Origin of the sequence: Corynebacterium gottingense, assembly GCF_003693265.1 — a bacterium.
Classification (GTDB): Bacteria; Actinomycetota; Actinomycetes; order Mycobacteriales; family Mycobacteriaceae; genus Corynebacterium; species Corynebacterium gottingense.
In genome coordinates, this window is record NZ_RDRE01000001.1 from 104519 (window position 1) to 129054 (window position 24536).

At 65.2% G+C, this 24536-nt stretch carries 18 protein-coding genes and 4 tRNA genes; 20 read left to right on the forward strand and 2 right to left on the reverse strand.

Translation table 11 applies throughout. The annotated features are described in order from the left end of the window. Nucleotides 1-118 precede the first annotated feature (118 nt). Nucleotides 119-808 (forward strand): demethylmenaquinone methyltransferase, encoded by a 690-nt coding sequence (locus EAW56_RS00520; protein ID WP_095547017.1) that lies wholly within the window; start codon nt 119-121, stop codon nt 806-808. Nucleotides 809-821: 13 nt separating this feature from the next. Here the strand turns inward: EAW56_RS00520 and EAW56_RS00525 are convergent, their stop codons facing one another. Continuing rightward, the gene (locus EAW56_RS00525) at nt 822-2042 is read right to left on the reverse strand and encodes a geranylgeranyl reductase family protein (protein ID WP_122084673.1); all 1221 of its coding nucleotides are present in this window, start codon (nt 2040-2042) and stop codon (nt 822-824) included. Between the two features lie 159 nt (nt 2043-2201). Between EAW56_RS00525 and EAW56_RS00530 the strand changes: the two genes are divergently transcribed. The 18 genes from EAW56_RS00530 to EAW56_RS00615 all read left to right on the forward strand — a co-directional run bounded on the left by EAW56_RS00530 (nt 2202) and on the right by EAW56_RS00615 (nt 17723). After that, nucleotides 2202-3218 carry a polyprenyl synthetase family protein gene (locus EAW56_RS00530; protein ID WP_122084675.1) on the forward strand — a complete coding sequence of 339 codons (1017 nt, stop codon included), beginning with the start codon at nt 2202-2204 and terminating at the stop codon, nt 3216-3218. Between the two features lie 80 nt (nt 3219-3298). Continuing rightward, nucleotides 3299-3380, forward strand: a tRNA-Tyr gene (locus EAW56_RS00535). Between the two features lie 443 nt (nt 3381-3823). Continuing rightward, a tRNA-Thr gene (locus EAW56_RS00540) sits at nt 3824-3896 on the forward strand. A gap of 26 nt (nt 3897-3922) precedes the next feature. Continuing rightward, nucleotides 3923-3994, forward strand: a tRNA-Met gene (locus EAW56_RS00545). 72 nt (nt 3995-4066) lie between these two features. Beyond that, nucleotides 4067-4142: transfer RNA gene (locus EAW56_RS00550), tRNA-Trp, on the forward strand. Nucleotides 4143-4166: 24 nt separating this feature from the next. Beyond that, the gene (gene secE, locus EAW56_RS00555; RefSeq protein WP_095275092.1) at nt 4167-4487 is read left to right on the forward strand and encodes a preprotein translocase subunit SecE; all 321 of its coding nucleotides are present in this window, start codon (nt 4167-4169) and stop codon (nt 4485-4487) included. Nucleotides 4488-4623: 136 nt separating this feature from the next. After that, the gene (nusG, locus tag EAW56_RS00560) at nt 4624-5574 is read left to right on the forward strand and encodes a transcription termination/antitermination protein NusG (protein ID WP_095546827.1); all 951 of its coding nucleotides are present in this window, start codon (nt 4624-4626) and stop codon (nt 5572-5574) included. Nucleotides 5575-5764: 190 nt separating this feature from the next. Further along, nucleotides 5765-6193 carry a 50S ribosomal protein L11 gene (gene rplK / locus EAW56_RS00565; protein ID WP_095275090.1) on the forward strand — a complete coding sequence of 143 codons (429 nt, stop codon included), beginning with the start codon at nt 5765-5767 and terminating at the stop codon, nt 6191-6193. A 79-nt stretch (nt 6194-6272) separates the two neighbouring features. Beyond that, the gene (rplA, locus tag EAW56_RS00570; RefSeq protein ID WP_095535268.1) at nt 6273-6983 is read left to right on the forward strand and encodes a 50S ribosomal protein L1; all 711 of its coding nucleotides are present in this window, start codon (nt 6273-6275) and stop codon (nt 6981-6983) included. Nucleotides 6984-7101: 118 nt separating this feature from the next. Next, nucleotides 7102-8757 (forward strand): TIGR03773 family transporter-associated surface protein, encoded by a 1656-nt coding sequence (locus tag EAW56_RS00575; RefSeq protein WP_122084676.1) that lies wholly within the window; start codon nt 7102-7104, stop codon nt 8755-8757. After that, a complete protein-coding gene (locus EAW56_RS00580; RefSeq protein WP_165765487.1) occupies nt 8754-10298 on the forward strand; it encodes an anchored repeat ABC transporter, substrate-binding protein in 1545 nt (514 codons plus the stop codon). Before EAW56_RS00575 ends, EAW56_RS00580 begins: the two co-directional genes overlap by 4 nt. A gap of 15 nt (nt 10299-10313) precedes the next feature. Further along, on the forward strand, nt 10314-11231 hold the full coding sequence (locus EAW56_RS00585) for a choice-of-anchor M domain-containing protein (RefSeq protein ID WP_095546826.1): 918 nt from the start codon (nt 10314-10316) through the stop codon (nt 11229-11231). Next, complete coding sequence (locus EAW56_RS00590; protein ID WP_122084678.1) at nt 11231-12043, forward strand: anchored repeat-type ABC transporter ATP-binding subunit; 813 nt, start codon at nt 11231-11233, stop codon at nt 12041-12043. The genes EAW56_RS00585 and EAW56_RS00590 overlap by 1 nt, the downstream gene beginning before the upstream one ends. Next, nucleotides 12036-12914 carry an anchored repeat-type ABC transporter permease subunit gene (locus EAW56_RS00595; RefSeq protein WP_095546824.1) on the forward strand — a complete coding sequence of 293 codons (879 nt, stop codon included), beginning with the start codon at nt 12036-12038 and terminating at the stop codon, nt 12912-12914. The genes EAW56_RS00590 and EAW56_RS00595 overlap by 8 nt, the downstream gene beginning before the upstream one ends. After that, on the forward strand, nt 12915-15404 hold the full coding sequence (locus EAW56_RS00600) for a choice-of-anchor M domain-containing protein (protein ID WP_095546823.1): 2490 nt from the start codon (nt 12915-12917) through the stop codon (nt 15402-15404). A gap of 285 nt (nt 15405-15689) precedes the next feature. Next, entirely contained in the window at nt 15690-16211 is a 522-nt protein-coding gene (gene rplJ / locus EAW56_RS00605) for a 50S ribosomal protein L10 (protein WP_095546822.1), read from the forward strand. A 64-nt stretch (nt 16212-16275) separates the two neighbouring features. Next, nucleotides 16276-16665, forward strand: coding sequence for a 50S ribosomal protein L7/L12 (gene rplL, locus EAW56_RS00610; protein WP_095275082.1), 390 nt, complete (start codon nt 16276-16278; stop codon nt 16663-16665). A 221-nt stretch (nt 16666-16886) separates the two neighbouring features. After that, the gene (locus EAW56_RS00615; RefSeq protein ID WP_147453234.1) at nt 16887-17723 is read left to right on the forward strand and encodes a hypothetical protein; all 837 of its coding nucleotides are present in this window, start codon (nt 16887-16889) and stop codon (nt 17721-17723) included. A 161-nt stretch (nt 17724-17884) separates the two neighbouring features. On the opposite strand, the gene EAW56_RS00620 is transcribed toward EAW56_RS00615, so the two are convergent. Beyond that, nucleotides 17885-23002: a Rib/alpha-like domain-containing protein gene (locus tag EAW56_RS00620; RefSeq protein ID WP_167457367.1), complete on the reverse strand. Its 5118-nt coding sequence runs from the start codon at nt 23000-23002 to the stop codon at nt 17885-17887. A gap of 533 nt (nt 23003-23535) precedes the next feature. Between EAW56_RS00620 and pgfA the strand changes: the two genes are divergently transcribed. After that, nucleotides 23536-24474, forward strand: a complete 939-nt coding sequence (gene pgfA / locus EAW56_RS00625; protein WP_095546817.1) for a cell envelope lipid trafficking protein PgfA — start codon at nt 23536-23538, stop codon at nt 24472-24474. Nucleotides 24475-24536 lie beyond the last annotated feature (62 nt).

The following is a 24536-nucleotide window of genomic DNA, read 5'->3' on the forward strand; positions in this document are numbered from 1 at the left end:
GCCTTTCTCTTTCGATGTGTCTTGGTGGATAGAAGTATAAACTTCGATGCATCGAAGTTACAAGAGGGGCTCCGGCGAATACCCACTGAAGAGGGGTGGAGCCGTACAATGCATTCCTATGGCCAAGGCAGATCTGGAGAAAAAGCCCTTCGACGTCGCCGGCATGTTTGACGGCGTGGGCGAGAAGTACGACATCACCAACACCATCCTGTCTTTTGGGCTGGATAAGTACTGGCGGCGTCGTACGCGCAAGCGCCTCCAGCTCAAACCGGGGGAGAAGGTGCTTGACCTCGCCGCCGGCACCGCGGTGTCTACCGTTGAGCTGGCCAAGTCGGGTGCCTGGGTGGTGGCCTGTGACTTCTCCCAAGGCATGCTCGCCGCGGGCCGCGATCGCGACGTGCCCAAGGCGGTGGGCGATGCGATGCACCTGCCGTTTGCGGATGCCACCTTCGACGCTGTGACCATCTCCTACGGGCTTCGCAACGTCTACGACTTCGAGGCGGGGCTGCGCGAGATGGCGCGCGTGACCAAGCCGGGTGGGCGCCTTGTAGTCAACGAGTTTTCCACCCCGGTCGTGCCCGGTTTCCGCACCGTGTACAAGGAGTACCTGCCGGTCGCGCTGCCGCTTTTGGCCAAGGTCTTTTCCTCCAATGCGGAGGCCTACGAGTACCTGGCAGAGTCCATCCGCGCCTGGCCGGATCAGGAGGCACTTGCCGCAGCGATCAACCGTAATGGCTGGCAGGACGCAGGCTGGCAGGATTTAAGCGCGGGCATTGTCGCGCTGCACAGCGCGACGAAGCCTGCCTAGCCCCGCACACGCGTTAGCGTGGGTCCCACAGCGCCTCACCACGTGGGGCGAGGCGCCCGGCGGCGCGCCACGCGCGTGCGATGAGGTCCGTGTCTTCCTCGGTGACCAGGTTGCCCATCAGTCGTGCCGCCGCCGGCATGAGGTAGCGCCCGCCTAATCCTCGCAGCGCGAGCGGGCCGGCGGCGGGAAGGAACTGCGGGTAGGTCAGCAGGAGCGCCGCGGTGCGCGCGAGCGCGAACGCGTCGCCGTAGGCGCGGCGCAGCGCGTACGGCCACGCAAGGGTGAGGTCCTTGCCCTCGCCGAGGAGCTCCACGGCCATCACGGCAGTTTCCATGCCGTAGTCGATGCCCTCGCCGTTGAGGGGGTTGACGCAGGCGGCGGCGTCGCCAATCAGCGCCCAGTTCGGGCCCGCCACGTTGGACACCGCGCCGCCCATCGGCAGCAGCGCCGAGGTCACGTGTTGCGGCTCGCCCAGGTCCCAGTTGTCGCGCTGCTGGCGGGCGTAGTGCGCGAGCAGCTTCTTCGTGTTCACCTTCGCAGGGCGCGCCTGGGTGGACAGGGCGCCGCAGCCGAGGTTTACGGTGCCGTCGCCAAGCGGGAAGATCCAGCCGTAGCCGGGCTGGATCTCGCCCGCGTCGTCGCGCAGCTCTACGTGCGAGTGCATCCAGGGCTCGGTGCTCAGCGACGTCGTGCAGTAGGACCTCGCGGCAATCCCGTACACCTGGTCCTTGTGCCAGGTCCGCCCGAGCGACTTGCCAAAGGGGGAGCGCACCCCGTCGGCAACGATCACCCAGCGGGTGCGCACCGGGCCGCGGTCCGTGTGGACGGCGGTGATGGCGCCGTGGGCGCCGAAATCCGCCCCGGTCGCCGCGCAGCCGTGCCAGACGGTGGCTCCGGAGGCGGCGGCCTGGTCGGCGAGGGTGGCGTCGAAAAGCGAGCGGGGGCTCGCGGAGCCTTGCGTGCCGTAGCGGCCGGCGGGCCAAGGCGCGGTGACGCTGCCGCCGTAGCCGTGGAGCTTGAGGCCGCGGTTGCGGTAGGCGGGGAGTGCTGATTCGAGGCCGAGTGTGCGCAGCGTGTGGACGGCGCGCGGAGTGAGGCCGTCGCCGCAGGTTTTGTCGCGGCGGTGCGGTTGCGCGTCCAGAAGCAGGGTGCTCAGGCCGGCGCGCTGGGTGGCGATCGCCGCGATCGAGCCGGAGGGGCCAGCGCCAACAACAACGCAATCAACAACATCCATCACGGACAACATTGTGCCAGAGGCGTTGACAGCCCCCGCTGGTACACCCGGCGGCCAGCTTGCACTACGGTTGAATGCGATAAATTGTGCGCCGCGACGCGCTGCCCGGGAACCGGGTGGCGCCGCGGCCGTCTCGCCCAACCTGCAAGGATGGTACCGATGGCCAACATCAACCACCCGTCGCCGCGCCATGGATACGACATGGACCTCGGCGACGACGCCCTGAACGCCCGCATTGCGCAGGGGATGGGCGAGGTTGAACGCGTGCTGCTCGAGCGGCTCTCGCAGGGCGAGGAGTTCATCACGGACAAGGTCACCCACCTGGCCGTGGCCGGGGGCAAGCGCTTCCGCCCGCTGATGGCGCTGTTGAGCAGCGAGTTCGGGCCCGACACCGCGTCGGAGAACGTGGTGAAGTCCGCCGTCATTACAGAGATGGTCCACCTGGCCACCCTCTATCACGACGACGTGATGGACGAGGCGGAGCGGCGCCGCGGCGTCGACTCGGCCAACTCGCGCTGGGACAACACCGTGGCCATCCTGGCCGGCGACGTGTTGTTCGCCCACGCGTCGCGCATCATGAGCGAGATCGACACCGCCACGGTCGCGCACTTCGCCGACACCTTCCAGGAACTGGTCACGGGGCAGATGCTGGAGTCACTCGGCGCGCGCGGCGGCGACCCTGTCGAGCATTACATGAAGGTGATCGAGGGCAAGACGGGCGTGCTCATCGCGTCCGCCGCGTACCTGGGCGCCACCCACGCCGGCGCGAGCCAGGAGGTGGTGGCGAGCTGCCAGCGCCTCGGCGCCGCCGTCGGCATGGTCTTCCAGATCGTGGACGACATCATCGACATCTTCTCCGACCCCGCGCAGTCCGGCAAGACCCCCGGCACGGACCTTCGCGAGGGCGTGTTCACCCTCCCGGTCCTCTACGCCATGCAGGAGGACTCGGAGGCGGGCCGCGAGCTGCGCGCGATGCTCACCGGCCCGCTGCAGACGGATGAGGAGGTGCAGCGGGCGCTCCAGTTGATCGGCCAGACCAACGGGCGGGAGCGAGCGCTTGACGACGTCAACGCCTACCTCGCCGCCGTCAACCGCGAACTCGAGACGCTCCCGGCCGGGCCCGCCAGCGACGCGCTGCGCCAGCTGTCCCGCTACACCGTCGACCGCGTGGGATAGCGCCTTTGGTGCTGCTGACCAGCCGATTTGCAAAGAGCTGGCGGTAGTGTTGTAAAGTATTCAACGCACTTAAGGTGCACGCCAGGTTGCCCGAGCGGCCAAAGGGAGCGGACTGTAAATCCGCCGGCATTGCCTTCAGAAGTTCGAATCTTCTACCTGGCACACTCACCCACCACCACGTACGCGAGTACGAGGCGGTGGGTTTTTCGTGCGTGGGGGCGGGGCTTGGGCGGGCTTGGGCGGGATGACGAGAACGGCCTGTTTGACGAGATCAGGATGACGAGGGTGCGGGGATTTTGTCGCATCCTCGTCGCGGGGTTCTCGTCTAGTAGGTGGCAGCCTGAACTATCCCTCGCCACAGCGACCCGCGGCAGCGACATTGGCGCCTGCAGCGCCGGAGGCACGGTACCGCCGCCGCGTGGAGGGGCGCACGGTCGCGCCTCCAATGCGCAGGGCCCAGATAGCGTTCATAAGCGTGTGAAAAACGGCCTAAAAACCCGCCCTGTAGTGGCGATTTGTGTTCTTTAACGCTATCGGGTTAATCTTCTTAAGGCTTCAACGGAGCGGGTCACACCGAAAGGTGAGACTCACAACAAAGAGGCTGTGCCCCCTTAGCTCAGTCGGCAGAGCGTTTCCATGGTAAGGAAAAGGTCGACAGTTCGATTCTGTCAGGGGGCTCTGTTGTTTGCGTAAGGCAAACACATGGCGGTGTAGCTCAGTGGTAGAGCAAACGACTCATAATCGTTGTGTCGAGAGTTCAATTCTCTCCATCGCTACTCACCTCAAGCGGATGCTCCGGCGTTCGTGGTAGGGTTAGGCCCCTGTAATTGTTTACAACGCAGGGACCTAGGGGCGTGGCGCAATTGGTAGCGCAACGGTCTCCAAAACCGTAGGTTGCAGGTTCGAGTCCTGTCGCCCCTGCCAAAGCATGAATGTGGAGGAGTTTTCTTGACTAACCCCAACGGTCAGAACCCGGCACGGCCAACCGGTAAGCGTCAGCTGGGCGGGGCTTCTCCGATCTCCACCGACTCCTACGAAGAGAAGCGCACCCCCGCGAAGCGCGATGGCGATGACGCCGAGAAGAAGAACGGCGCCGCAGCATTCCCGGGCGAGGTTGTCTCCGAAATGCGCAAGGTCATCTGGCCGACCGGCAAGGAGATGCTCAACTACACACTCATCGTGTTTGCCTTCCTGATCGTGTTGACCGTCATGGTGTGGGGCACCGACAGCCTGGCTAGCCTGCTGGTTGAATGGATCTTCATTCGTTAGCTATAATGCGAACGGTTACTTAATATCCCGCTTCCTCGGACTCCGAGGGGCGGGATAAGTTTTTGTCCCACCGCGCGCGAACCACCAACGTGAGTACGCTAGGGCGGGGAATTTACGGAGATAAAGGAGACGGACCATGGCAGTGGAAAACAACGACGCCCTGAACACGGTCGAGGAAAACGAGCTGGAAATGATCGACGAGGGCGCGCCCGTCACCGATCAGACCGACCCCGAGGAGGAGCTGGCTGAGCAGCAGGCCGATTCTGCCGAGCCGGAAGCGCCCTCCGAGCAGGAGGAGGAGCTCGAGATGGTCGACGAGGGTGCCCCGGTCACCGAGGAAACTGACCCGGAGACGGAAAGCACCGAGGGCGCGGAGGCCACCGAGGGAGATGCCGAGGCAGCTGCCGCCGCGGCGCTTGGCGACGATTCCGCGGCCGAAGCGGACAGCGAGTACCGCGCCCGCCTGCGCGCTTACGTCCGCGAGCTGAAGAAGCTGCCGGGCGAGTGGTACATCATCCAGTCCTACTCGGGCTACGAGAACAAGGTGAAGACCAACCTGGAGATGCGTATCCAGACGCTCGAGGTGGAGGACTCCATCTACGACGTGGTCGTGCCGATCGAGCAGGTGCTGGAGAAGAAGGATGACAAGCGCAAGCTGGTGAAGCGGAAGCTGCTGCCGGGCTACGTCCTTGTGCGCATGGAGATGAACGACGCTGCCTGGTCCGTTGTTCGCGAGACCCCGGGCGTGACCAGCTTCGTGGGCAACGAGGGCAACGCGACGCCGGTGAAGCACCGCGATGTGGCGAAGTTCCTCATGCCGAAGGCGGAGCCGGTTGAGGGCAAGAGCGTCGCGAATGCGGAGGGCGAGACCGTCATCGCGATGCCGGAGGAGGACGAGAAGCCGAAGGTCACCCACGACTACAAGGTGGGCGAGGCCGTCACCATCCTGTCGGGCGCGTTCGCGTCCGTTGCGGGTACGATCTCCGAGATCGACGAGGAGACAGGCAAGATCCAGGCGCTGGTGTCCATCTTCGGCCGCGAAACTCCGGTCGAGCTCACGGCTGACCAGATCGAGCGGATTATGTAGGCGTGGCGTCGAGAAGCGTTTTGCTTCTTGCGCCCCACCTGCCGTAAGGTAAAACGTCGCGCGTGCCCGCACAAGGGCTGCGCGACGTTTTCTATTCGTCTCCCCGGTGGCTCCGGAAAAGCGGGGCATCCGGAAGCGTGCCGCCAAACATCGTGGGCGGGGCGCTGTACCAAGGAATTGAGGTTTAACGATGGCTAAGAAGAAGGTCACTGGCCTGATCAAGCTGCACATCGAGGCAGGCATGGCGAACCCGGCACCGCCGGTTGGCCCGGCGCTCGGTGCGCACGGCGTGAACATCGTCGAGTTCACCAAGGCCTACAACGCCGCCACCGAGTCCATGCGCGGCAACATCATCCCGGTGGAAATCACCGTCTACGAGGACCGCTCCTTCGACTTCATCCTGAAGTCCCCGCCGGCAGCTTCCCTGCTGCTCAAGGCTGCGGGCATTAAGAAGGGCTCCGGCGTCCCGCACACCCAGAAGGTCGGTTCCGTGACCTGGGATCAGTGCAAGGAGATCGCTGAGACCAAGAAGAAGGACCTCAACGCCCGCGACATCGAGGCTGGCGCCGCGATCATCGCTGGTACCGCCCGCTCCATGGGCATCACCGTCGAGAAGTAAACCCGCTCGACGCAGGTGGGAGGGCCGGCCAGGCCCGTACCACCACTCCTGACATCACATACGAAGAAAGGAACGCAACATGGCTAAGAAGTCCAAGCGTTACAACGAGACCCTCGCACAGGTCGACCGCGACGCCCTGTACCACCCGCTCGACGCGGTGAAGCTGGCGCAGGAGACCTCCTCCAAGAACTACGACGCCACCATCGACGTCGCTATGCGTCTGTCCGTCGACCCGCGCAAGGCTGACCAGCTGGTCCGCGGCACCGTCAACCTGCCGCACGGCACCGGTAAGACCGTCCGCGTCGCAGTCTTCGCCGAGGGCGAGAACGCCACCAAGGCACAGGAAGCTGGCGCCGACATCGTTGGCACCGACGAGCTCATCGAGCAGATCAACAACGGCCAGCTCGACTTCGACGTTGCTATTGCAACGCCGGACCAGATGGCCAAGGTCGGTCGCGTCGCTCGTGTCCTCGGCCCGCGTGGTCTCATGCCGAACCCGAAGACCGGCACCGTTACCCCGGACGTGGCGAAGGCTGTCTCCGAGTCCAAGGGCGGCAAGATTGCCTTCCGCGTGGACAAGGCCGCCAACCTGCACGCGCTGATTGGTAAGGCATCCTTCACCGCCGAGCAGCTCGCCGAGAACTACGGTGCCCTGCTTGACGAGGTGCTGCGCCTGAAGCCGGCATCCGCCAAGGGGATCTACCTGAAGAAGATCGTGGTTTCCGCGACCCAGGGCCCGGGTGTCCCGGTTGATTCCTCCGTGCAGAAGGATTACGCCACCAAGGCCTAAGTCTCGCACACTCTCAGCGCCCCGGCGCCAGACTTGAGAAAGTCCGGCGCCGGGGCGCTTTTTGCTTGCTCACCTGGGCGACTTGCCATGCGTGCTTAATGAAAATAGTCTTCATTAAGTGGAAATCTTCGGAGTGACTTGTGGGCGGCGCAAGGTGGCGTCGATACTCTCTGCGCTGTTGCTGGTGTTCCTCGCGCCGATCGCGCACGCGGCGGAGCTCAGCCTGGATACCGGGCACATCGACGCGTTTGCGGTGCGCCCCGACGGCGACGGGATTGCGCTGAGCCTGCAGGAGGACGTGACGGGGTCGCATGTGCAGCACGCCCCCGAGGACGTCACCCTTGTTGTCGGCGAGCAGGCATACACCGAGGACACCGAGAGTGTCGAGGGGATTGGCGCGCCAGGCTACCTGCTCCCGCAGACGCAGCAGTCGGACCTCATCTGGCCGGGCTGGGATACGCAGGCGCTCGCCGGCGCGGGGATCAGCGACATTGACATCGAATTCCTCGAGATCTCCGGCCCAGGCGAGGTGTACCTTTTCCAGGCGCAGGGGCTCGGCGGCGTTGGGCCAGTGCTTGACGACGCCACCCTCGCCCTCAACGCAGGCGCGACCATCCACCAGGCCACGCCTGCGCATGCCCACGCAAACTGGCTGTTCACCGAGCCCGGTACTTACACGATGCGGGTCGTGGCGCACGCGGGCGGCGCGACGTCGAACGAGGCGACCTACACCTGGATGGTGGGGGAGGCTGACTCGGCCGAGACAACACCGACCCCGGCGGACTCTTCGACGCAGAGTGATGACGCTTCGGCGCTCGGCGGCTTGGCTGACACGGACGAGTCGGAGGCATCGCACCGGGTGGAGACCTACGCCGGCGGGCCTGCCGAGCCCGCCGAGGGCACTGAGGCCGCAACCGCCGCGGCTAGCGAGTCCTGCAAGCCGGCCCTGAGCCCGCAGGTGAAGGACGACCGGCAGGTGCCCGCGACGTGGAACGACCCCGCCACGATGGTCTTCGGGCTCGGCGATGCCGCAACGACCACACTGCCCGAGGACGTCGGACCGATCCCGGCCGGAGAGGCCTGGATGATCGGCGCGACCCAGCAGGCCGGGGTGCCGTGGCTGGGTGCGAACACCCAGCACGAGTCCCTGCTGGAGCACACCACCGGCGAGGTGACGTGGGAGGTCACCGACTTCGACGGGCCCGGCAACATGTTTGTGTTCACCCAAGGCGGCTTGGGCAAGATCGTGGGCGAGGAGTGGTTCCGCGCCGAGCACGGCACCGCGCAGGGCGCCCACACCATTCCGGCGAACTCGCACGTGCACCCCAACTGGGTCTTTAGCGCCCCAGGCACCTACCACGTGACCGTGCGCCACACCGCCACTGCGAAGGACGGCACTGAACTCAGCGGCGCCGCGACGCTCACCTTCGAGGTGGGCGGTTCCGGCAACGCCGATGACGGCCACTTCGACTTCGGCTCCGTCTACGACGCGGAGGGGGACTGCGGTGGCGCGGGCGCAGCCGGCACCGGCTCCGCAGGCCCCGCAGGCTCCGCGGGCCCCGCAGATTCCGGCAGCGAAAGCGCGGCCGCCGGGGGAGCTCAGCGTTCGGCGTCCGGGTCCCGCAGCGGCGGGCTCGCCGAGACCGGCCCAACCGTGATGACGCTGCCCATCGCCGTGCTGGGGATTGGCGTGCTCGTCTTCGGCGGCGGCATGCTCTGCCTGGACACGGCGCTGCGACGCCGCCTGCTCGCCGTGCTTGGGGCCACCAAGTGAGGCGCGCGACCACCCGTGCCGTCGGCGCGTGCGCCGTCGTTGCGTTGGCCGCGTCGCTGGGCGGCTGCGGCAGCGCGAGTGGCGACCAGGGCGACGACGGCACCCTCAACGTCGTCGCGTCCACCTCGATCCTCGCGGACGTGGTGAGCAACGTTGCGGGCGACGATGCGACCGTGACTTCGCTGATGGGACGCGGGGTCGACCCGCACACCTACGAACCGAGTCTGCACGCCACCCGCGACATCGCCTACGCCGACGCCGTATTCACCAACGGCCTGCTCCTCGAGCCGCAATCGCTGTCCCACACCATCGACTCCACCGTCCGCGAAACGGTGCCCGTCGTGCCGGTCGCGGAGCAAGCGCAGCGCTACGGGTTCTCGCCAATCCCGCTCGTCGAGGACGCCAGCCTGGACACCGTGTGGCTCGGCCTCCGTGTGGACACCGGCAAGTCCCTGCCACCAACCGGGGTGACGGAGCTTTCGCTTATCGACGCCCACGGCCCCGGCAATGCCTACGCCTTCATCCTCGGCACCTTCGGCACCCCCGAGGTGGTGTTCGATTCCCACGACGGCATTGACACCAAGGACTCGACGGTGCTGCCCGTCGACGCGCACACCCACGTCAGCTGGGCGTTCTCCGAGCCAGGAGTGTACGAGCTGACCATGCGCGGTGAGGTTCGTGACTCCGTGGAAGATGCGGCAACCCGCGGCGAGGCCGAGGACACGTTCACGGTGGTCGTCGGCCAGGACCCGGCCCAAGTGACGCCCGGAAAAACGGTGCTGGACCAGGGGCACGTGGACATCACCACCACGCTCCGCGACGGCGAGACCCGCCTCACCCTGCGCGACGACGATCTGGGCGACCTCGACCCGGCCGACGCCGTGATCGCGGTGCCGACGACCACGCTGCAGCCCGTCCCGCCGGAGCGCGCCTTCCGTTTCCTGGGCAACCCCGGGGAGGAGACCTACCTGCTGCCGCAGGCGGTGCTGGGCAACCACGTCCACGGCGAGCTGGACCCGCACTTCTGGCACGACGTTGCTGCGGTGAAAGCCGTGGTCAAGGTGGTGCGCGACGAGCTCAGCACCGCCGACCCCGCCCACGCCGAGGACTACGCCCGCAATGCCACCGCGTACCTCGCACAGCTGGACGCGGCGGACCAGAGGATGCGGCAGGCGGTGGAGCGCATCCCGGAAGCGAACCGCAACCTGGTGACCACCCACCACGGCTACTCCTACCTGGGCGCGGCCTACGGGCTGCGCATCGCCGGGTTTGTCACGCCGAACCCCAGTATCGAGCCGAGCCCCCGCGACGTCATCGCCTTTACCCGCACGCTGGAAAACCTGCACGTCCCCGCGGTCTTTCTGGAACCACAGCTGGAAGGCAGCAGCAGCGTGCTCACGGAGACGGCGGCGCACCTGGGAATCCAGGTCTGCCCGATCTGGGGCGACACCCTCGACCCGCCGGGGGAGGGGCCCGCGGATACGTATGTGCACTTTGTGGAAGAAAACGCGGCGTCGATAAGCACTTGCCTTGCGCCATAAGAAAGGAACCCTGACATGAAACTTCAACTTGCAGCCCTCACCCTCGCCGCGGCGACCGCGCTCGCGCCCGTTGCTGGCGCGCAGGGGATGGACAATGACCCCGCGCTGCAGCAGACGGTGCGCAACGACGAGGCGATCGCGCCCGCCGGCGAGCAGGCCGTGATCTCCGCGGGCCACGTCGACCTCGGCGCGACCTTCGATGGCGACGAGCTCATCTTCCTCGCGCGCGACGATTCGCAGGACCCGCCCGTGTGGCGCAGGCTTAACGACGTCGTCTTTCAGGTCTCCGACGACGCCAAACAGACCCTGCCCGACACTGGGGCCTTCGACTTCACCGGCGCGGGCGCGGGCGATGACGTGTGGGTGATCCCGCAGACCGAGGTGCAAGGCGTGCCCTGGCTGGGGTGGAATACGCAGTCGCCGTCGCTGCTGGAGCGCTCCTCAAACGGCGTGAGCCTGGAGTTCGGCGGGCACGAGGGCGACGGCGACTTCTCGCTTTTCCTGCAGCCGGGCGGGTTCCACGAGCCGCAGCTGCTGTGGTCCTCGCGCGAAGACGGCACGCAGCCGATGTGGGTGGAGCCGAACACGCACACCCACGCCAACTGGGTGTTTACCCAGCCGGGCGTGCAGCTGGTGGGCGTGCGCGCCGTGGTGAAGGACAACGAGGGCAACACCCACACCGACGAGGAAGTCGTGCGCATCGCGGTGGGCAGCGATACCGACCCCGCCGAGGCGCAGGCGGCCGAGTTCTCCGGCCCGTGGCGCGGGGCCGAAAATGGCGCCGAGAACGAGGCCACGGACGGCGCTGCGGATGCTGCCGCGGGCTCATCTGCTGGCAGCAACGCCGGGCTCCTCGTCGCCCTGGGGATTGGCGTGCTCGTCGTCGCGCTGGTGGCCCTGTTGGTCGTGCGTTCGCGGAAGGGGCGCGCGTAATGGCCGCGAGCAGTCAAGATGCGCTGATTCGGGTCTCGGGACTTAGCGCCGGGTACCCGGGGCGCGCAGTATTCGACGGCGTTGACCTGGACATTCTGGGCGGACAGTTTGTCGGACTGCTCGGGCCGAACGGGGCGGGCAAAACGACGCTGCTGCGCGCCATGCTTGGCCTGATCCCTGGCGCGCGCGGCACGGTGCGCGTCGCCGGGCGCACCGGCGCGCAGGTGCGCAAGGCAGTGGGGTATGTCCCGCAGCGTCACGACGTGGCCTGGGATTTTCCCATCGACGTCGCGTCCGCGGTGCTCAACGCCACGTTGGACCTGCGGCCCTGGTACACGCGCGCGGGTGCCGCGGAGCGCGACGCCGTCGCGGACGCCCTGGACAGCGTCAACCTCACCGAGCTGTCCGCGCGCCCCATCGCGGACCTCTCGGGCGGGCAGCGCCAGCGCGTTCTGGTCGCCCGCGCGCTCGTGCGCAAACCCCGGGCCCTCTTCCTCGACGAGCCGTTCACCGGCCTGGACATCCCGTCCACCGAGCAGCTGCTCGCCCTGTTCCGCGAGTTGGCGGGCCACGGCATCTCCATCGTCATGTCCACGCACAACATCGTCGAGGCCGTCGATTCCTGCGACCGCCTCATCCTCTTCCGCGGCGGGGTCGTGGCCGACTCGGCCCCCGGACAGCTGTGCGACACCCAACCGTGGATGGACACGTTTGGGGTTGGGCCGTCCTCGCCCTGGCTGGCCGCCTTGCAGACGCACGTACGGAACCAGCCACACCAACCACACCGTGCCAAGGAGGCCACGCATGCTTGAGATTGGTTTCCTGCAGTTCCTCGCTGACGTGGCCAACCCGCAGCTCGCGTTCCTGCCCCGCGCGCTCCTGGCGGCGGTGCTGGCCTCGGTGTTGTGCGCCGTGGTCGGCTGCTTCGTGGTGCTGCGCGGGATGGCGTTCATCGGCGACGCGGTCGCCCACGCGGTCTTTCCGGGGGTGGCCATCGCGTTCGCGCTCCACGCCTCGGTGCTGCTCGGCGGGGCTGTGGCCGGGGCGGTCGTCGCCGTCGTGATCGCCGTGCTGTCGCAGCGCAGGACGATCAAGGAGGACGCGATCATCGGCATCGTGTTCGCCGCGGCGTTCGCGTTTGGGTTGGTGATTATTTCGCGGGTCGAGGGCTACACGGCGTCGTTAAGCGCATTTCTTTTTGGCTCCCTGACTGGCGTAAGCGTGCGCGACCTGTGGGTGAGCGGCGTGACCGGCGCGGTGATCATTGCGCTGGTTGCGGCGCTGCGGCCGTGGCTTACCGCGGTGGCGCTGGACCGCGAGACCGCACGTGCGATGAACCTGCCCGTGGCCGCGCTCGACCTGGTGCTCTACCTGTGCGTGACCGCTGCCGTGGTGATTTCGGTGCAGACCATTGGCAACATCCTGGTCATCGCGCTGCTGGTCACGCCCGCGTCCGCCGCGCGCCTGTTCACGGACAACCTGGAGACGATGATGGTGCTGGCCGCGCTGATCGGCATCGTCGGCAGCGTCCTCGGCGTGTGGCTGGCCTGGTCCTTCGACTCGCCGACCGGTGCGACCATCGTCCTGTGCGTGACCGCGATCTTCGGGTTGAGCTGGCTGTTCGCGCCGCGCCGCGGGGTGCTGCGCGCGCCGGGCCGGGCGCCGCGTAAGGAGACCGTCTAGATGCGACTGCTCAGACTCATCGCCGCGGCGGCGCTCGTTGTTGCCAGCTCTCCGGTGGCTGCCGCAGCCGAGCTGACCGACACTGGCCACGTGCCTGGCGATACCGGCTTCGGCGTCGACCTGCCGGCCGATACCCCGTGGGCAGGCCGCGACGGCAAGACGCACCCCTGCGCAGGCCGCAAGCTGCTCTATCACTCCCACAACGACGCGCTCTACGGCACCCGCGTCGGCGGGGACCTCACCGTCATGGCAGTGGACGGGCAGCAGGTCGTAAACCAGGACGATGTCTGCTTCCGCCTGCCGCGCGACGCCGATCCGGACGGCAACGAGGTCTCCCGCATCCAGATCCCGGACGACGGCTCGCTCGACTTCCTTGGTCAGCCCGGCGATACCGTGTGGCTCGCACCGCAGTCCGTGGACTGGGCCGACAACTGGCGCCCCATCTGGTCGGGTCTCGGCGCCTTCGATCCCGCCCACGAGGGCGACCCGTCCGCCATCCCCAGCAACTTCGAGGACGACCTCATGCACTTCGACCTCACAGACATCGAGGGGCCCGGCGACGTGCACATCTTCTTCAAAAATGCCATCTCGCCCGCGGAAATCGTCTTCAACAGTGCCGACCCGCAGGCCCGCACGGTCGACTACGAAGTCGGCGCGCACGGCCACTTCAACTGGGCTTTTTCCAAGCCCGGCATCTACGCCTTGACGTGGCAGGGCAGGGCCTCGCTTATCGACGGCACGCCGCAGCACACCAAGCCCATCACCCAATACTGGCTCGTCGGCGATGACGGCGATGTGGGCCTGGCCGACGGCACCACCACCGAACTGCGCAAAGTGACCAACTACGTTGGCGGCGACCCGGGGCAGGGCGTTGAGGACGGCGGTGCTGGCGCGGAAGCTGGCACCGGTGGCACCGGCGAGAGCGCGCCGCTGACCACGGTGCAGCTGCTTCCGCAGGAAGGCGAACCCAGCCAAGAACCCAGTCAAGAACCCGATGACGGCTCCGCGTCGGGCGGGGGTGCGGTGGCGTCGACAAGCGAGCAGCCCAGCGCGACGCGACCGGACGAGGGGCGCTGCGAGGCGGCGCGCGCACTGCGCACCAAGCCGGAGGCGTTGATCAGTGCTGGTCACATGGATATGGGGCTGGTGGATGACGGCGGCATTGGGGCGAAGCTCATCGATGACAGTGATCCGCGCTCGCCGACCCCGCGTGACTCCGGCACGTTCCTGTTCGAGGTGCCCGACGCGGCGAGAACTCAGATCCCGGCGAACTTCCGCGCAAGCTTCCCCGGCGAACCCGAATCAATGTGGGTGCTGCCACAGGCGCAGGTGAAGGGCCTGCCGTGGCTCGGGTTTTCCACGACGCGGCTGACGCAGGACAGCTTGGCACCAGGCAGCAACGTGAAGGTGACCATGAAGGATGTGGAAGGCCCCGGGCGGATCTTCTCCTGGCACGAGTCGCTCGGTGGCACGACACTGGAGCTCGATTCCGGTGACGCTGCGACCGCGCTGGAGTACGGGGTCAACGACCACGACCACCAGGCGTTCGGCTTTACCAAGGACGGCCTCTACTCCGCGACGTTCCGCTTCGAGGGCACCGCCAGCTCGGGCGAGGCGTTCTCGAAGGAGCTGACCGCGGCGTTTGCCGTGGGCGACTCCGCAGTGGCGCAGGCGAAGGAGTACGCGTCGAGCGGGTACGCATCGCTTGACGACACCGACTGTGCCAATACCAGCGACGAGCCCGGCGCCGATTCTGGTGCCGGCAGCTCGGACACGTGGGTGGGGGCCCTGGCCAAGGGGATCCGCTCCGTGGACAAGGAGTTTGGCGCCTTCGGGGAGAAAGCAGGGCCGTTCTTCGCGCACCTGCGTGGTGGGGGCAAGGATGCCGTCGCGACGACGTCGCTGAAGCCGCCGGCACCACAGCTGACGTCGCCGAAGCCGCCGGCACCGGCTCAGAGTGCTCCCAGCAGGCGGGGAAGTGGCGCGGCCGCCCCGACACGCGAGCATCGGGTTAGCGCCTCCGCCGGCGGCAGGGGCTCCGTTGGCGGCAAGGGCTCGGAGAGCGCGAGCAGTGCTCCGCGCAAGAAGGCGGGCACCACTCCCCAGGGCAAGTCGGCGCCGAAGAAGCAGAAACCGACGAAGCAGACAACACCGAAGAAGCAAACAACGACGCCCGCGAAGCCTGACCACGGCTCCGGCGAAAAGACCACCGGCAGCGGTTCCGGTGGGATCGTGTCCTCCTTCGACGGCACGAAGCCGAAGCGCGGAAGCGACAGCGATGGTGATAGCGGCGAGGATGCAGCGCAGGCGCAGGTCGCGACCTCGCAGGGCATGACCGCCAGCGGCTTCTGGGGAGGACTCATTCTCGGCGTGGGCCTGATGGCTCTGCTCGGCGGCATCGTGCTCTTCACGGCGGCGGCGAAGATGCTGCGGCACGCCCCGAAACCGGGGAGCTCCAGCGCGGACGCGGCGGAATCGTCGGGAGTGTAGGCGCGATTTGGTGTTTTGGCAGGGGACCGACTAACGTACGACGCGAAGTTTGAACGGGTGAAAACCCGTGCTCAAGTTTCACCGAAGACCGTCGGTCACTCTGCCATCGCAGAGTCGAAGGAATCCCACTCCAGGGATCGGCCCACGCAGGAGAAACGTGGCTTGCCTTTCAGGGTGCCTCGTGCTTCTGCACGGGGCATTTTTCTTTGGGACGTGTGAGCGTCGAGAAGCGAAATGCTCCGGGCGGATTGAAGGATATGAAGAATTGGAAGGAGGCGTGTGTACATGGCTAACCCGAAGAACGAGCAGGAGCTCAAGGTTCTGAAGGAGAAGTTCGAGGCAGCTAGCTCGATCGTGCTGACTGAGTACCGTGGCCTGACCGTTGGTCAGCTGCAGGAACTGCGCGGTGAGCTCGGCTTCGACGTCGAATACCACGTCGCCAAGAACACCCTCATCAAGATCGTTGCTAACGAGCAGGGCATCGAGGGTCTCGACGATCTTCTTGTCGGCCCGACCGCTATCGCCTTTATCAAGGGCGAGGCTGTCGACGCTGCGAAGGTCATGAAGAAGTTCAACAAGGATCACGATGCTTTCGTGATCAAGGGCGGCTACATGGATGGCAACGCCATCGATGCCGCTCAGGTTGACGCCATCGCCGAGATGGACAACCGCGAGACCACTCTTGCAAAGCTCGCTGGTGCCTTCGAGGGCTCCTTGGCAAAGGCCGCCGGCCTGTTCCAGGCTCCGGCGTCCAAGACGGCCCGCCTTGTCGCTGCACTGCAGGACAAGCAGGACGACGCTGCATAACGCGAACTAACTACACACACCAAACATTCGGGCCAAAGCGCCCACAAACAGAAAGGATGCCATTATGGCTAAGCTGTCCAAGGACGAGCTCATTGAGCAGTTCAAGGAAATGACCCTCATCGAGCTTTCCGAGTTCCTGAAGGAATTCGAGGAGGTCTTCGACGTCACCGCTGCTGCACCGGTTGCTGCTGTTGCTGCCGCTCCGGGCGCTGCTGGCGACGCTGCTGCTGAGGAAGAGAAGGACGAGTTCGACGTCGTGCTCGAGGACGCGGGCGCCAAGAAGATCGGTGTCATTAAGGCTGTCCGCGAGATCGTCTCCGGCCTGGGCCTGAAGGACGCTAAGGAAATGGTCGAGGGTGCTCCGAAGGCCATCCTCGAGGGCGCAAACAAGGACGACGCTGAGGCTGCAAAGGCCAAGCTCGAGGAGGCTGGCGCAAAGGTCACCCTCAAGTAAGAGCCTTTCGCTTCTCGACGTCACCCCCGTCCACCGGTACGAAACACCGGGGAGCGGGGGTTTCGCGTGTTTGGGGGGGGAGAGGGGCTGGGTTCTTTCACGTAAGTATTCGCAACAGGGGCGATTAGCTTTAAACCAGTGCAGCAACACTTTGCCTTGTATTGTGCCTAGCGAGTGGCAGCCGCGTCGCGGAGGCTGACTTGAGACTAGGGAGTGAGGCAATGATTAATCGACAACTTGCAATGCAGGTCCGCGAAGCAAGCAATATAGCGCAAGAACATGAGCAGTACCTTTCTCGGTGGGCTGCCTTGAAATCCCAGTTGAGGCGCCCCAGGAGCCTGCCTCAAATCACATCCGACGTGCTGAAATGGGCATTTGTTGTATCACTGTTGTTGTGGGCCGTCCACGCGTATAAAAGTTGGGCAAGGCTGCGGACCTATAAGCGCACCATGGCAGAGTGGGAAGAATACGCCGAGTCTGAAGCCAGTTTCGTTGCAACGCTCAATGACATCTCCGAAGAGGAAGCGCGAGAAATCGTCGACAACTACAGCACTCGGCCTGGGGATCCTCCATTCTATTTTCCCGAATCAGTGTTAGAAATGCTGTTCTTCATAGTTATTGGCGGGATCTTCATTTTCGGCCTCATCTTCGGCACGTTGTACCTCTACAACAAAAATCTCAACACATTGAACCGCGCGCTTTTTGGAAGAGAGAATGCTTCACGCCGCGCGAAGAATCGGGCGACTGAAGCGCAGATGCAACAGTACGCCCAACAGCTGGGAGAACTGCGTCAGCGCTATAACAGCCTTGGATTTCCTGATGTCTACTTTTCCTCCGCGGTACTTCGCAGAATAGGGGAGTACGTTGCAGCAGGCCGGGCTCAGAATTTTAGCCAGGCAGCTAATCTGTACGAGCAGGATGAAAAGCACAACAGGCAGTTGGCCGAAGCCCGTCGCGCGCAGAATCAGCTTACCGAGCAGCTCGAACGACACCATCATGCGCAAATGATGAGTGATATGTGGCTGCAGGCCTCCATCGATGACCTCAAACGCCGGTAAAGAATAGTGATGCAGCGCAAAAGCAGTGCAGCGGAGGCGCTTGAAGCGTGATCGCCGGCGTTTGCGCTGCACGACAAACCCCCCTGCCTGATCCTCTAGAAGCCTATCTAGACAATCGTGCAGGGGGTTTGATGCTGGCGGCCGCGGCCAACTAGGTGGAACTAGTTTTCATCAGCCTCGTTCTTCTTCGCGTCTTCCTTGCTGGAAGACCCCTTGGCGCCTTCGCCGCCGCCAATCTTGGAGCTCAGGCCGTCGTACTCAGGCGCGCAGGCCTGGGCAATCTGGTCAGCGATGAGCAGACCGAGTGCGGTGAGCGCCAGAGCCGCGGCTGCGGTGCCGAGCTCGCGGGCCGGGAAGTTCGGTCCAAGCACGGACTGTGCCGCCTGGGCAAACTGTTCGTCGAAGATACCCAGCTGCTGCTGGATCTGCGTGTTCACCTGCTCGATAGCCTTGCCAGCCTCGGCGCGGAACTCCTCGAGACCCGGGATAGCCACCTGGGTAGCCACACCCAGCGGGATCAGGAGCAGGAGCGGGATGCCGACGCCCGCGAGACCGGCGATGCAGCGATCGCTCAGTTCCGAGGAACCAGTGGTCGTGCCCTGCGACTCCGAGGAAACCTTGATGACCACGACGCGGTCGCCATCCTTGGTCTCGACGACGTAGGTGCCTTCGGCCCAGTCCTTCGGGACAGTGATGGTGATGTTGCCATCAGCGTCCTTGCCCGGGTTGAGCTCGGAGATGTCCTTGATGGTGCCATCCGGGTAGCGGATCTGCAGATCCTTCGGGTCGATGTCGCCACCAACGGTGACGGTATCGCCCGGCTTGACCTCAACGGTCGCACCGTTGGACACCTGCGGCGGAACCTGCACAGGGACGGTGATCGTTTCGTTCGAACCATCCGGGTAGGTCACCACGACGGGGATGTCGTAGCTTCCGCCCTTGGCGTCCTTGTCCGGGTTTACCGTCACCTTGCCGGTGCCCGGGTGGACGGTCACCTTGCCCGGGAAGGTGTGCTTACCGGGTGCGAAGGTGGTGTCCTTCGGAAGATCGGAGCCGTCCTCGTTCTTCGGGCCCTCAATAACAGTGTCCTGTTCGCGAGGCGTCGTGGTGCGGTCGCCACCGTAGGTGGGATCGTGCGCGTCGCTATCCTGCGGGTCCTTGCCATCGGTGTCGTTGCCGCCGGTGTTTCCGCCGGGGGTCGTGCCGGTATTGCCGCCGTCGCCGGGCTTATCGGAACCGCCCGAGGTGGTACCGACGGTGAAGATCGGAGACAGTGTCTCACTGGAACCATCCGGGTAGGAAACGATGACCGGGATGGTCACCTCGGTGCCGTTCGGAGTGTTCGCAGGCGCCTTGATGGTGAAGTCACCGGTGTCAGCGTCACCATCCAGGGTCCAGCCGGACGGGAACTTCGGGAAGACGAACGTCGTGCCTTCCGGCAGCTCGCGGTCGCCGTTCTGCTCGAACTTGACCGGGGTTTCGGCCGGACCGCGCTGGTTCTCGTAGCCAGGGTTGTTGTTGTCAGCCTGGGAAGTCGAGTCCTCGCTGCCCTTACCGTTGTCGCCGCCCTTACCGTCGTCCTTGTCGTCGTCTCCGCTGTCAGCCGGGATGACCTCGACGGGGACTTCAACGGTGTCGGTGGTGCCGTCCGGGTAGGTCACCTCCACGACGACAGTGTGCTTGCCGGGCTTTGCGTCCTCGTCCGGAGTGACAGTGATCTCGCCGGTGCCCGGATCGACCTCGACCTTGCCAGGGAAATCGTCGTCCTTGTGCTCGAACTTGGTGTCATCCGGAAGCGCAGAACCGTCCGGGTTACGCGGTGCGTCGACGGTCTCGGTGTCACCGGGTTCGACCTTGGTGTCGCCGTCGTACACCGGCTCGTTGTCCGTTGCGTCATCGGAAGTGCCAACAACCTCGAACGGTGCGTTGACGGTCTCGCGGGAGCCATCCGGGTAGACCACGCTGACCGGAATAGACACTGCCGTACCCGGCAGAGCGGACTCGGGCGGGGTGACCGTGAAGTCGCCGTTCTCGTTCGGCTCACCGAAGGTCCAGCCAGCCGGTGCCTTCGGCAGGACGAACTTGGTGCCCTCTGGGAGCTCACGGTCGCCATCCTGCTTCAGCTCGGTCGCGGTACCCGCCGGACCGGACCCGGGGGAGTACGCAGGATCGTTGTCTACAGCGTCGGTAGAGCCGTTGTCCTTACCATCGTCCGAACCGTCGCCGGAGCCATCATCGGAACCGTCGCCGGAGCCATCGTCCGAACCGTCACCGGAACCGTTGTCGCTGCCGCCGTTGTCCGGCGGGGTGATGGTGGTGTCATCCGGGATGAGGACCGGGAGGTCGATGGTTTCCTCGGTGCCGTCCGGGTAGGTGATTTCAACCGGGATGGTGTAGTCGCCCGGGGTGGCGTCCTCGTCAGGCGTGAGCGTGACCTCACCGGTGCCAGGGTCGACGGTGACCTTGCCCGGGAAGTCCGAATCGTCAGAGTCGCCCTGCTCGAAGGTCGTGTCCTCCGGCAGCGAGGAGCCGTCCGGGTTCGTGGGGGCGTCGACACGCGTGTCCTTGCCTCGCGGAGCCTTGGTTTCCTTGTACGCAGGGTCGTTGTCGGCTGCGTCGTTGGTCACCACGAAGACGGCCTCGGTGTCGTCGATGGTGCCGTCCGGGTAGGTGAAGCGAACCGGGATGGTCACGCGGGTGCCGGAGAACGCGTCCTTATCCGGGGTGACGGTGAAGTCGCCGGCCGCGTTCGGCTCGCCGAAGGTCCAGCCCTCCGGGGCATCTGCGACCGTGACCTTGGTACCCTTAGGCAGCTCGCGGTCGCCGTTCTGGGAAACCTTGGTCTCCTTGCCAGCCGCGCCCTCGGTGGTGCCGTAGCTCGGGTCGTTGTCAGCAGCCTGGTCGGAGGAGCCGGTATCGCCGCCGTCGCCGTTGTCCTTGGGGTCTTCGGGGACGGTGACGGTGACGGTGGTGGTCTCCTCGGAGTCATCCGGGTAGGTGACCTCAACTGGGATCTCGTAGTCGCCCGGGGTTGCATCGTCGTCAGGAGTGACGGTGACCTTACCGGTGCCCGGGTCGACCTCGACCTTGCCCGGGAAGTCGTTCTCGCCCGGCTTGAACGTGGTGTCCTCCGGAAGCTCGGAGCCGTCCGGGTTCTTCGGCGAATCGATCTCGGTGGGCTCGCCCTTCGGGGTCTCAGTGTCTTCGTAACGCGGGTCGTTCGTGTCCTTATCCAGCGGCAGGACGGTGAACGGCGCGGTGACGGTGTCCTGTGAGCCGTCCGGGTAGGTCACCAGGACGGGGATGTCGACCTTGCCCGGGCGAGCGTTCTTCGCCGGGGTGACGGTGAAGTCGCCGTTTTCATCCGGCTCGGACGCAGTCCAGCCGTTCGGCAGCGTCGGGGCAAACGTGCTGCCCTTCGGCAGGTCCTGGGTCTGGTCAACCTTCGTGCCCACGCCCGGCTTGCCCTGTGCGGGCTGGTAGTACGGGTCGAAGTTCTCCGCATCGGACTTGTCCGGATCCTCGGTCGCGTTGTCGCGCGCCGGGACAGTGACCTCAACGTCGACCGTATCGGTGGTGCCGTCCGGGTAGGTGACCTTGACCGGAATGTCGTAGTCGCCCTCGCGAGCGCCGTTGTCCGGGTTGACCGTGACCTTGCCGGTACCCGGGTCGACCGTTACCTTGCCCGGGAAGCCCGGGAGCTGCTCACCGTTCGGGCCGGTGACCGGCTTAGTCGGGTGCTGCTCGAAGGTGGTGTCGCCAGGAAGGTCGGAGCCGTCCGTGTTCTTCGGGCCGTCGATGACGGTGTCGGTCCCGCGCGGCGTTTCGACGCGGCCGCCATAGGTCGGATCGTTCGCGTCGTTATCAGCCTCGCGATCGGGCTGGCCCGGGGTGACCGTGTGGCTGGAGCCGTCAGCGTTTGTAGCCAACGCGAAGTTCACGTTGGTCCAGTTGCCGCCACCGTCGCGGTGCGGGGCGGTGGCAACGTTCGCATTGTTGCCCAGGTGCTTCTGGCCAGGCACGTGGCCGTTATGCGCCCAGTCGGTGTCGGCAAGGGAGCGCTGTGCGTGGCCCGACTCGGTGTAGACGTCATTGCCCACCGGTGCGCGGAACTCAGAGGTGTTCCAGGACGACAGGTTGGTCTTGATGTTGTGGTCTGCGTCCTCGACCCACATGTAGACGTAGTCCGCGTGACGGGCCTGGTCGAAGGAAGAGCGCAGCATGTAGGTGCCATCCGCCTTCACCGGTGCGGAGTAGACGGTGAAGTTCTCGGGATGCGCACGGACGTAGTCAGCCGTTCGCTTGATACGGCCCTGGATGTCGGCTCTCGTGCGGTTACCGGTGGTGTTTGTATCGCGACGGATCGCATCAAGCGCCTGGTACGCCTCGTCGTTCGGCACGGCCTGGTAGACAGTGTGTCCCTCGGCCGGAGTGTCCGTGCCGTCGAAAAGCACACCATTGTCCACGTTGATGTTGTACTGGTCCTTGGCCCACACGTTCTCCGTGTTGGTGCCCTTCATAGAGTCGTTCCATACCCGGCCGGAGTACGTACGCTTGACGGCCTTATCCGGGGTTTCGGAGAGCTGGCTCTTCAGGGTATTCGACGCGGGGGAGACCTGGTAGACCTTGACCACCGTCTCACCCCACGTGGGGCCGCGACGGTCGTTGACTGCCACTGGGTGGATGGACCAGTTGAGGTTGCGGGAATCTTCGACGCTGCCGCTGTACCATGCGCCACCCGGGGTCGCGCGTACGACGGAGAACGGCTCGTTGATGTGCGGGTTGATCGCCGAGTTGTTCTCGCCGATCAGCAGCTGGACGTCAGCGGAGCCATCCTTCCAGGTGCCTGCAGCCAGCTTCGGGGAGCCGTCCTTGAACTCGAAGGCGTAGACCGTGTTGCCAAAGTCATCCGTGTGTGTCGTCGCCTTGTGGATGCGAGACATCTTCCCGCCACCGGTGTCGTAGCGCATGTACATGTCCGCGCCCTCCGGAACCGGGGTGTCGCTCCATGGGTTGCGCATATCGTCGACCTCCATGGTGCCACGGTCAGCGTAGGAGAGGTAGCCCCACACCACGTTGCGTTTTCCGTCGAGGACGCCCTTGTTCACGCGGTCAGTCGGCGTGATGGCATCCGCTGCGACGATGTTGGCGGGGTCCCAGTCGCTCGCGCTCGGTGCCTCGGCGGCGTGAGCCACGTTGGCAATTGCTGCGTGAGGGCCAACTACTGGCAGCGCTTGCGATCCGACGGCGATGGCCATCGAGGCTGCAAGCATTGTCATGCCGCGGCGACGGCCTCTCTTATGGGGTTGGGCAGGTGGGTAAGCCATCATATTCTCCTTAGCGTTTTCTGGCGGTTTGGCACGATATTCTAAGTGAGTCTCAGGAAGCTGGAAATGGCTTTGGGGTGCCTGGGGGTGATTCGGCGACGCCAGTACGCGAAAAGGCGGTATAAATGTGTCCCTACTCACTATGTATGCGTCCAAGCTTATATCCGGGCCGTGTGAATTGCGGGGGTGATCAGGGGGGGGGTAATAGTTTTCAAACACTAACCAGTAGGCCGGAAAGGGTAATTTACCTGCCGCAAAGGGTATAGAGGTACGTATTTGTATTCGCGCAAAAGGGGGAGGTGGGCGTGAAGCATTGCAAAGCGGGTGCGAAACGCGCGAATGTCCTTACATATGCTGAGCCGAAGCTGTGTGCAAAAATCTTGCATTCTGAGATACCGGGGGCGCAACGCCTCGTTCGCTGAGGATGTTACGTGGTCATGCCCGCCCGCAGGGGAGCCCGAGCTGTGTCCACTACACTTTGGCCCATGCTGCCTAAATCCAGGATTCTCTCCGCGCTCCTCGTGGGTCTCGGCATCGCGCTCGTGGTTGCCGGCCTGCTCGCGCCGCGCTTCCTGCTTGGCGACGCCCGCCTGCCCCTCGACCTCGCGCACACCACCTGGACGCTTCGCGACGACGACGGCACACGCGAAGGCGAGCCTGCCCCCGTGACCCGCCAGCTCCATATGGAGGTACAGGACCCCTCGAATGACGACGTGGCGAGCGTGCGCATCGGCGATACCTTGCGTGCCGGCACGGCCGGTTCGGACTTTGACAACCTCGTTACCGCGTCCACCTGGTCGATGGTGCTGGACCGTGCCACCGGCCAGGTGGCCTTGCCTGCGCAGGTGTCCAGCCAGATGGCGATGCCTGCGACGGAGGTGCCCGTGGACGGGCCCTGGCTGAAGCTGCCGTCCGACGTGCAGCAGCAGGACTACAACGTGTTCGACCCGCAGCTGCGGGGGAGTGCGCCCGCGCAGTTTGCCGGCGAAGAAGAGATCGGCGGCCGCACTGTGTATACCTTTACTCAGCACATCGAGCCGACGAACTTGGCACTGCGCTACGCCGACGCCCTGAACGCCAGCACCGTCGAGGTCGGCGAAGGCGAGGATGCTGACAGCGTGCGCACCTTCCGCAACTACGCTGCGGACCGCGAAATTCAGGTCGACCAGGTCACCGGTCTTGTGGTTGGCATGAGAGAAAAGGTCGACATCTTCTACGCCGACGACAACGGCGAGCACCCCACCAACGTCATTACCTACGACGCCGCGATGTCGCCGGAGGATACCGAGGCGATGGTGGCCCAGCTCTCCCGCGTGGTGCCGCAATCCGTATCGCAAAAGGTTACGTGGGGTACCATCGCGCTCGGCGCGCTTGTTGCCCTGTTTGGCCTGGTCGGCGCGTTCCGTCCCGGCCGCGCCCGCTAGCCGGGTGTCGCGGGGTTGCCGAGTTAGCAACCTCTGGTGGTAGGCTTCCCCGCAGCGACGTC

What these genes read in the sequence shown, in the direction of transcription:
- EAW56_RS00530 (WP_122084675.1), top strand. Translation starts at nt 2,202, where the DNA reads ATGGCCAACATCAACCACCCGTCGCCGCGCCATGGATACGACATGGAC.
- EAW56_RS00590 (WP_122084678.1), top strand. Translation starts at nt 11,231, where the DNA reads ATGGCCGCGAGCAGTCAAGATGCGCTGATTCGGGTCTCGGGACTTAGC.
- EAW56_RS00595 (WP_095546824.1), top strand. Translation starts at nt 12,036, where the DNA reads ATGCTTGAGATTGGTTTCCTGCAGTTCCTCGCTGACGTGGCCAACCCG.
- EAW56_RS00620 (WP_167457367.1), bottom strand. Translation starts at nt 23,002, where the DNA reads ATGACAATGCTTGCAGCCTCGATGGCCATCGCCGTCGGATCGCAAGCG.
- pgfA (WP_095546817.1), top strand. Translation starts at nt 23,536, where the DNA reads ATGCTGCCTAAATCCAGGATTCTCTCCGCGCTCCTCGTGGGTCTCGGC.
- rplA (WP_095535268.1), top strand. Translation starts at nt 6,273, where the DNA reads ATGGCTAAGAAGTCCAAGCGTTACAACGAGACCCTCGCACAGGTCGAC.
- EAW56_RS00520 (WP_095547017.1), top strand. Translation starts at nt 119, where the DNA reads ATGGCCAAGGCAGATCTGGAGAAAAAGCCCTTCGACGTCGCCGGCATG.
- rplJ (WP_095546822.1), top strand. Translation starts at nt 15,690, where the DNA reads ATGGCTAACCCGAAGAACGAGCAGGAGCTCAAGGTTCTGAAGGAGAAG.
- EAW56_RS00600 (WP_095546823.1), top strand. Translation starts at nt 12,915, where the DNA reads ATGCGACTGCTCAGACTCATCGCCGCGGCGGCGCTCGTTGTTGCCAGC.
- EAW56_RS00525 (WP_122084673.1), bottom strand. Translation starts at nt 2,042, where the DNA reads ATGGATGTTGTTGATTGCGTTGTTGTTGGCGCTGGCCCCTCCGGCTCG.
- rplL (WP_095275082.1), top strand. Translation starts at nt 16,276, where the DNA reads ATGGCTAAGCTGTCCAAGGACGAGCTCATTGAGCAGTTCAAGGAAATG.
- EAW56_RS00585 (WP_095546826.1), top strand. Translation starts at nt 10,314, where the DNA reads ATGAAACTTCAACTTGCAGCCCTCACCCTCGCCGCGGCGACCGCGCTC.
- EAW56_RS00615 (WP_147453234.1), top strand. Translation starts at nt 16,887, where the DNA reads ATGATTAATCGACAACTTGCAATGCAGGTCCGCGAAGCAAGCAATATA.
- rplK (WP_095275090.1), top strand. Translation starts at nt 5,765, where the DNA reads ATGGCTAAGAAGAAGGTCACTGGCCTGATCAAGCTGCACATCGAGGCA.
- nusG (WP_095546827.1), top strand. Translation starts at nt 4,624, where the DNA reads ATGGCAGTGGAAAACAACGACGCCCTGAACACGGTCGAGGAAAACGAG.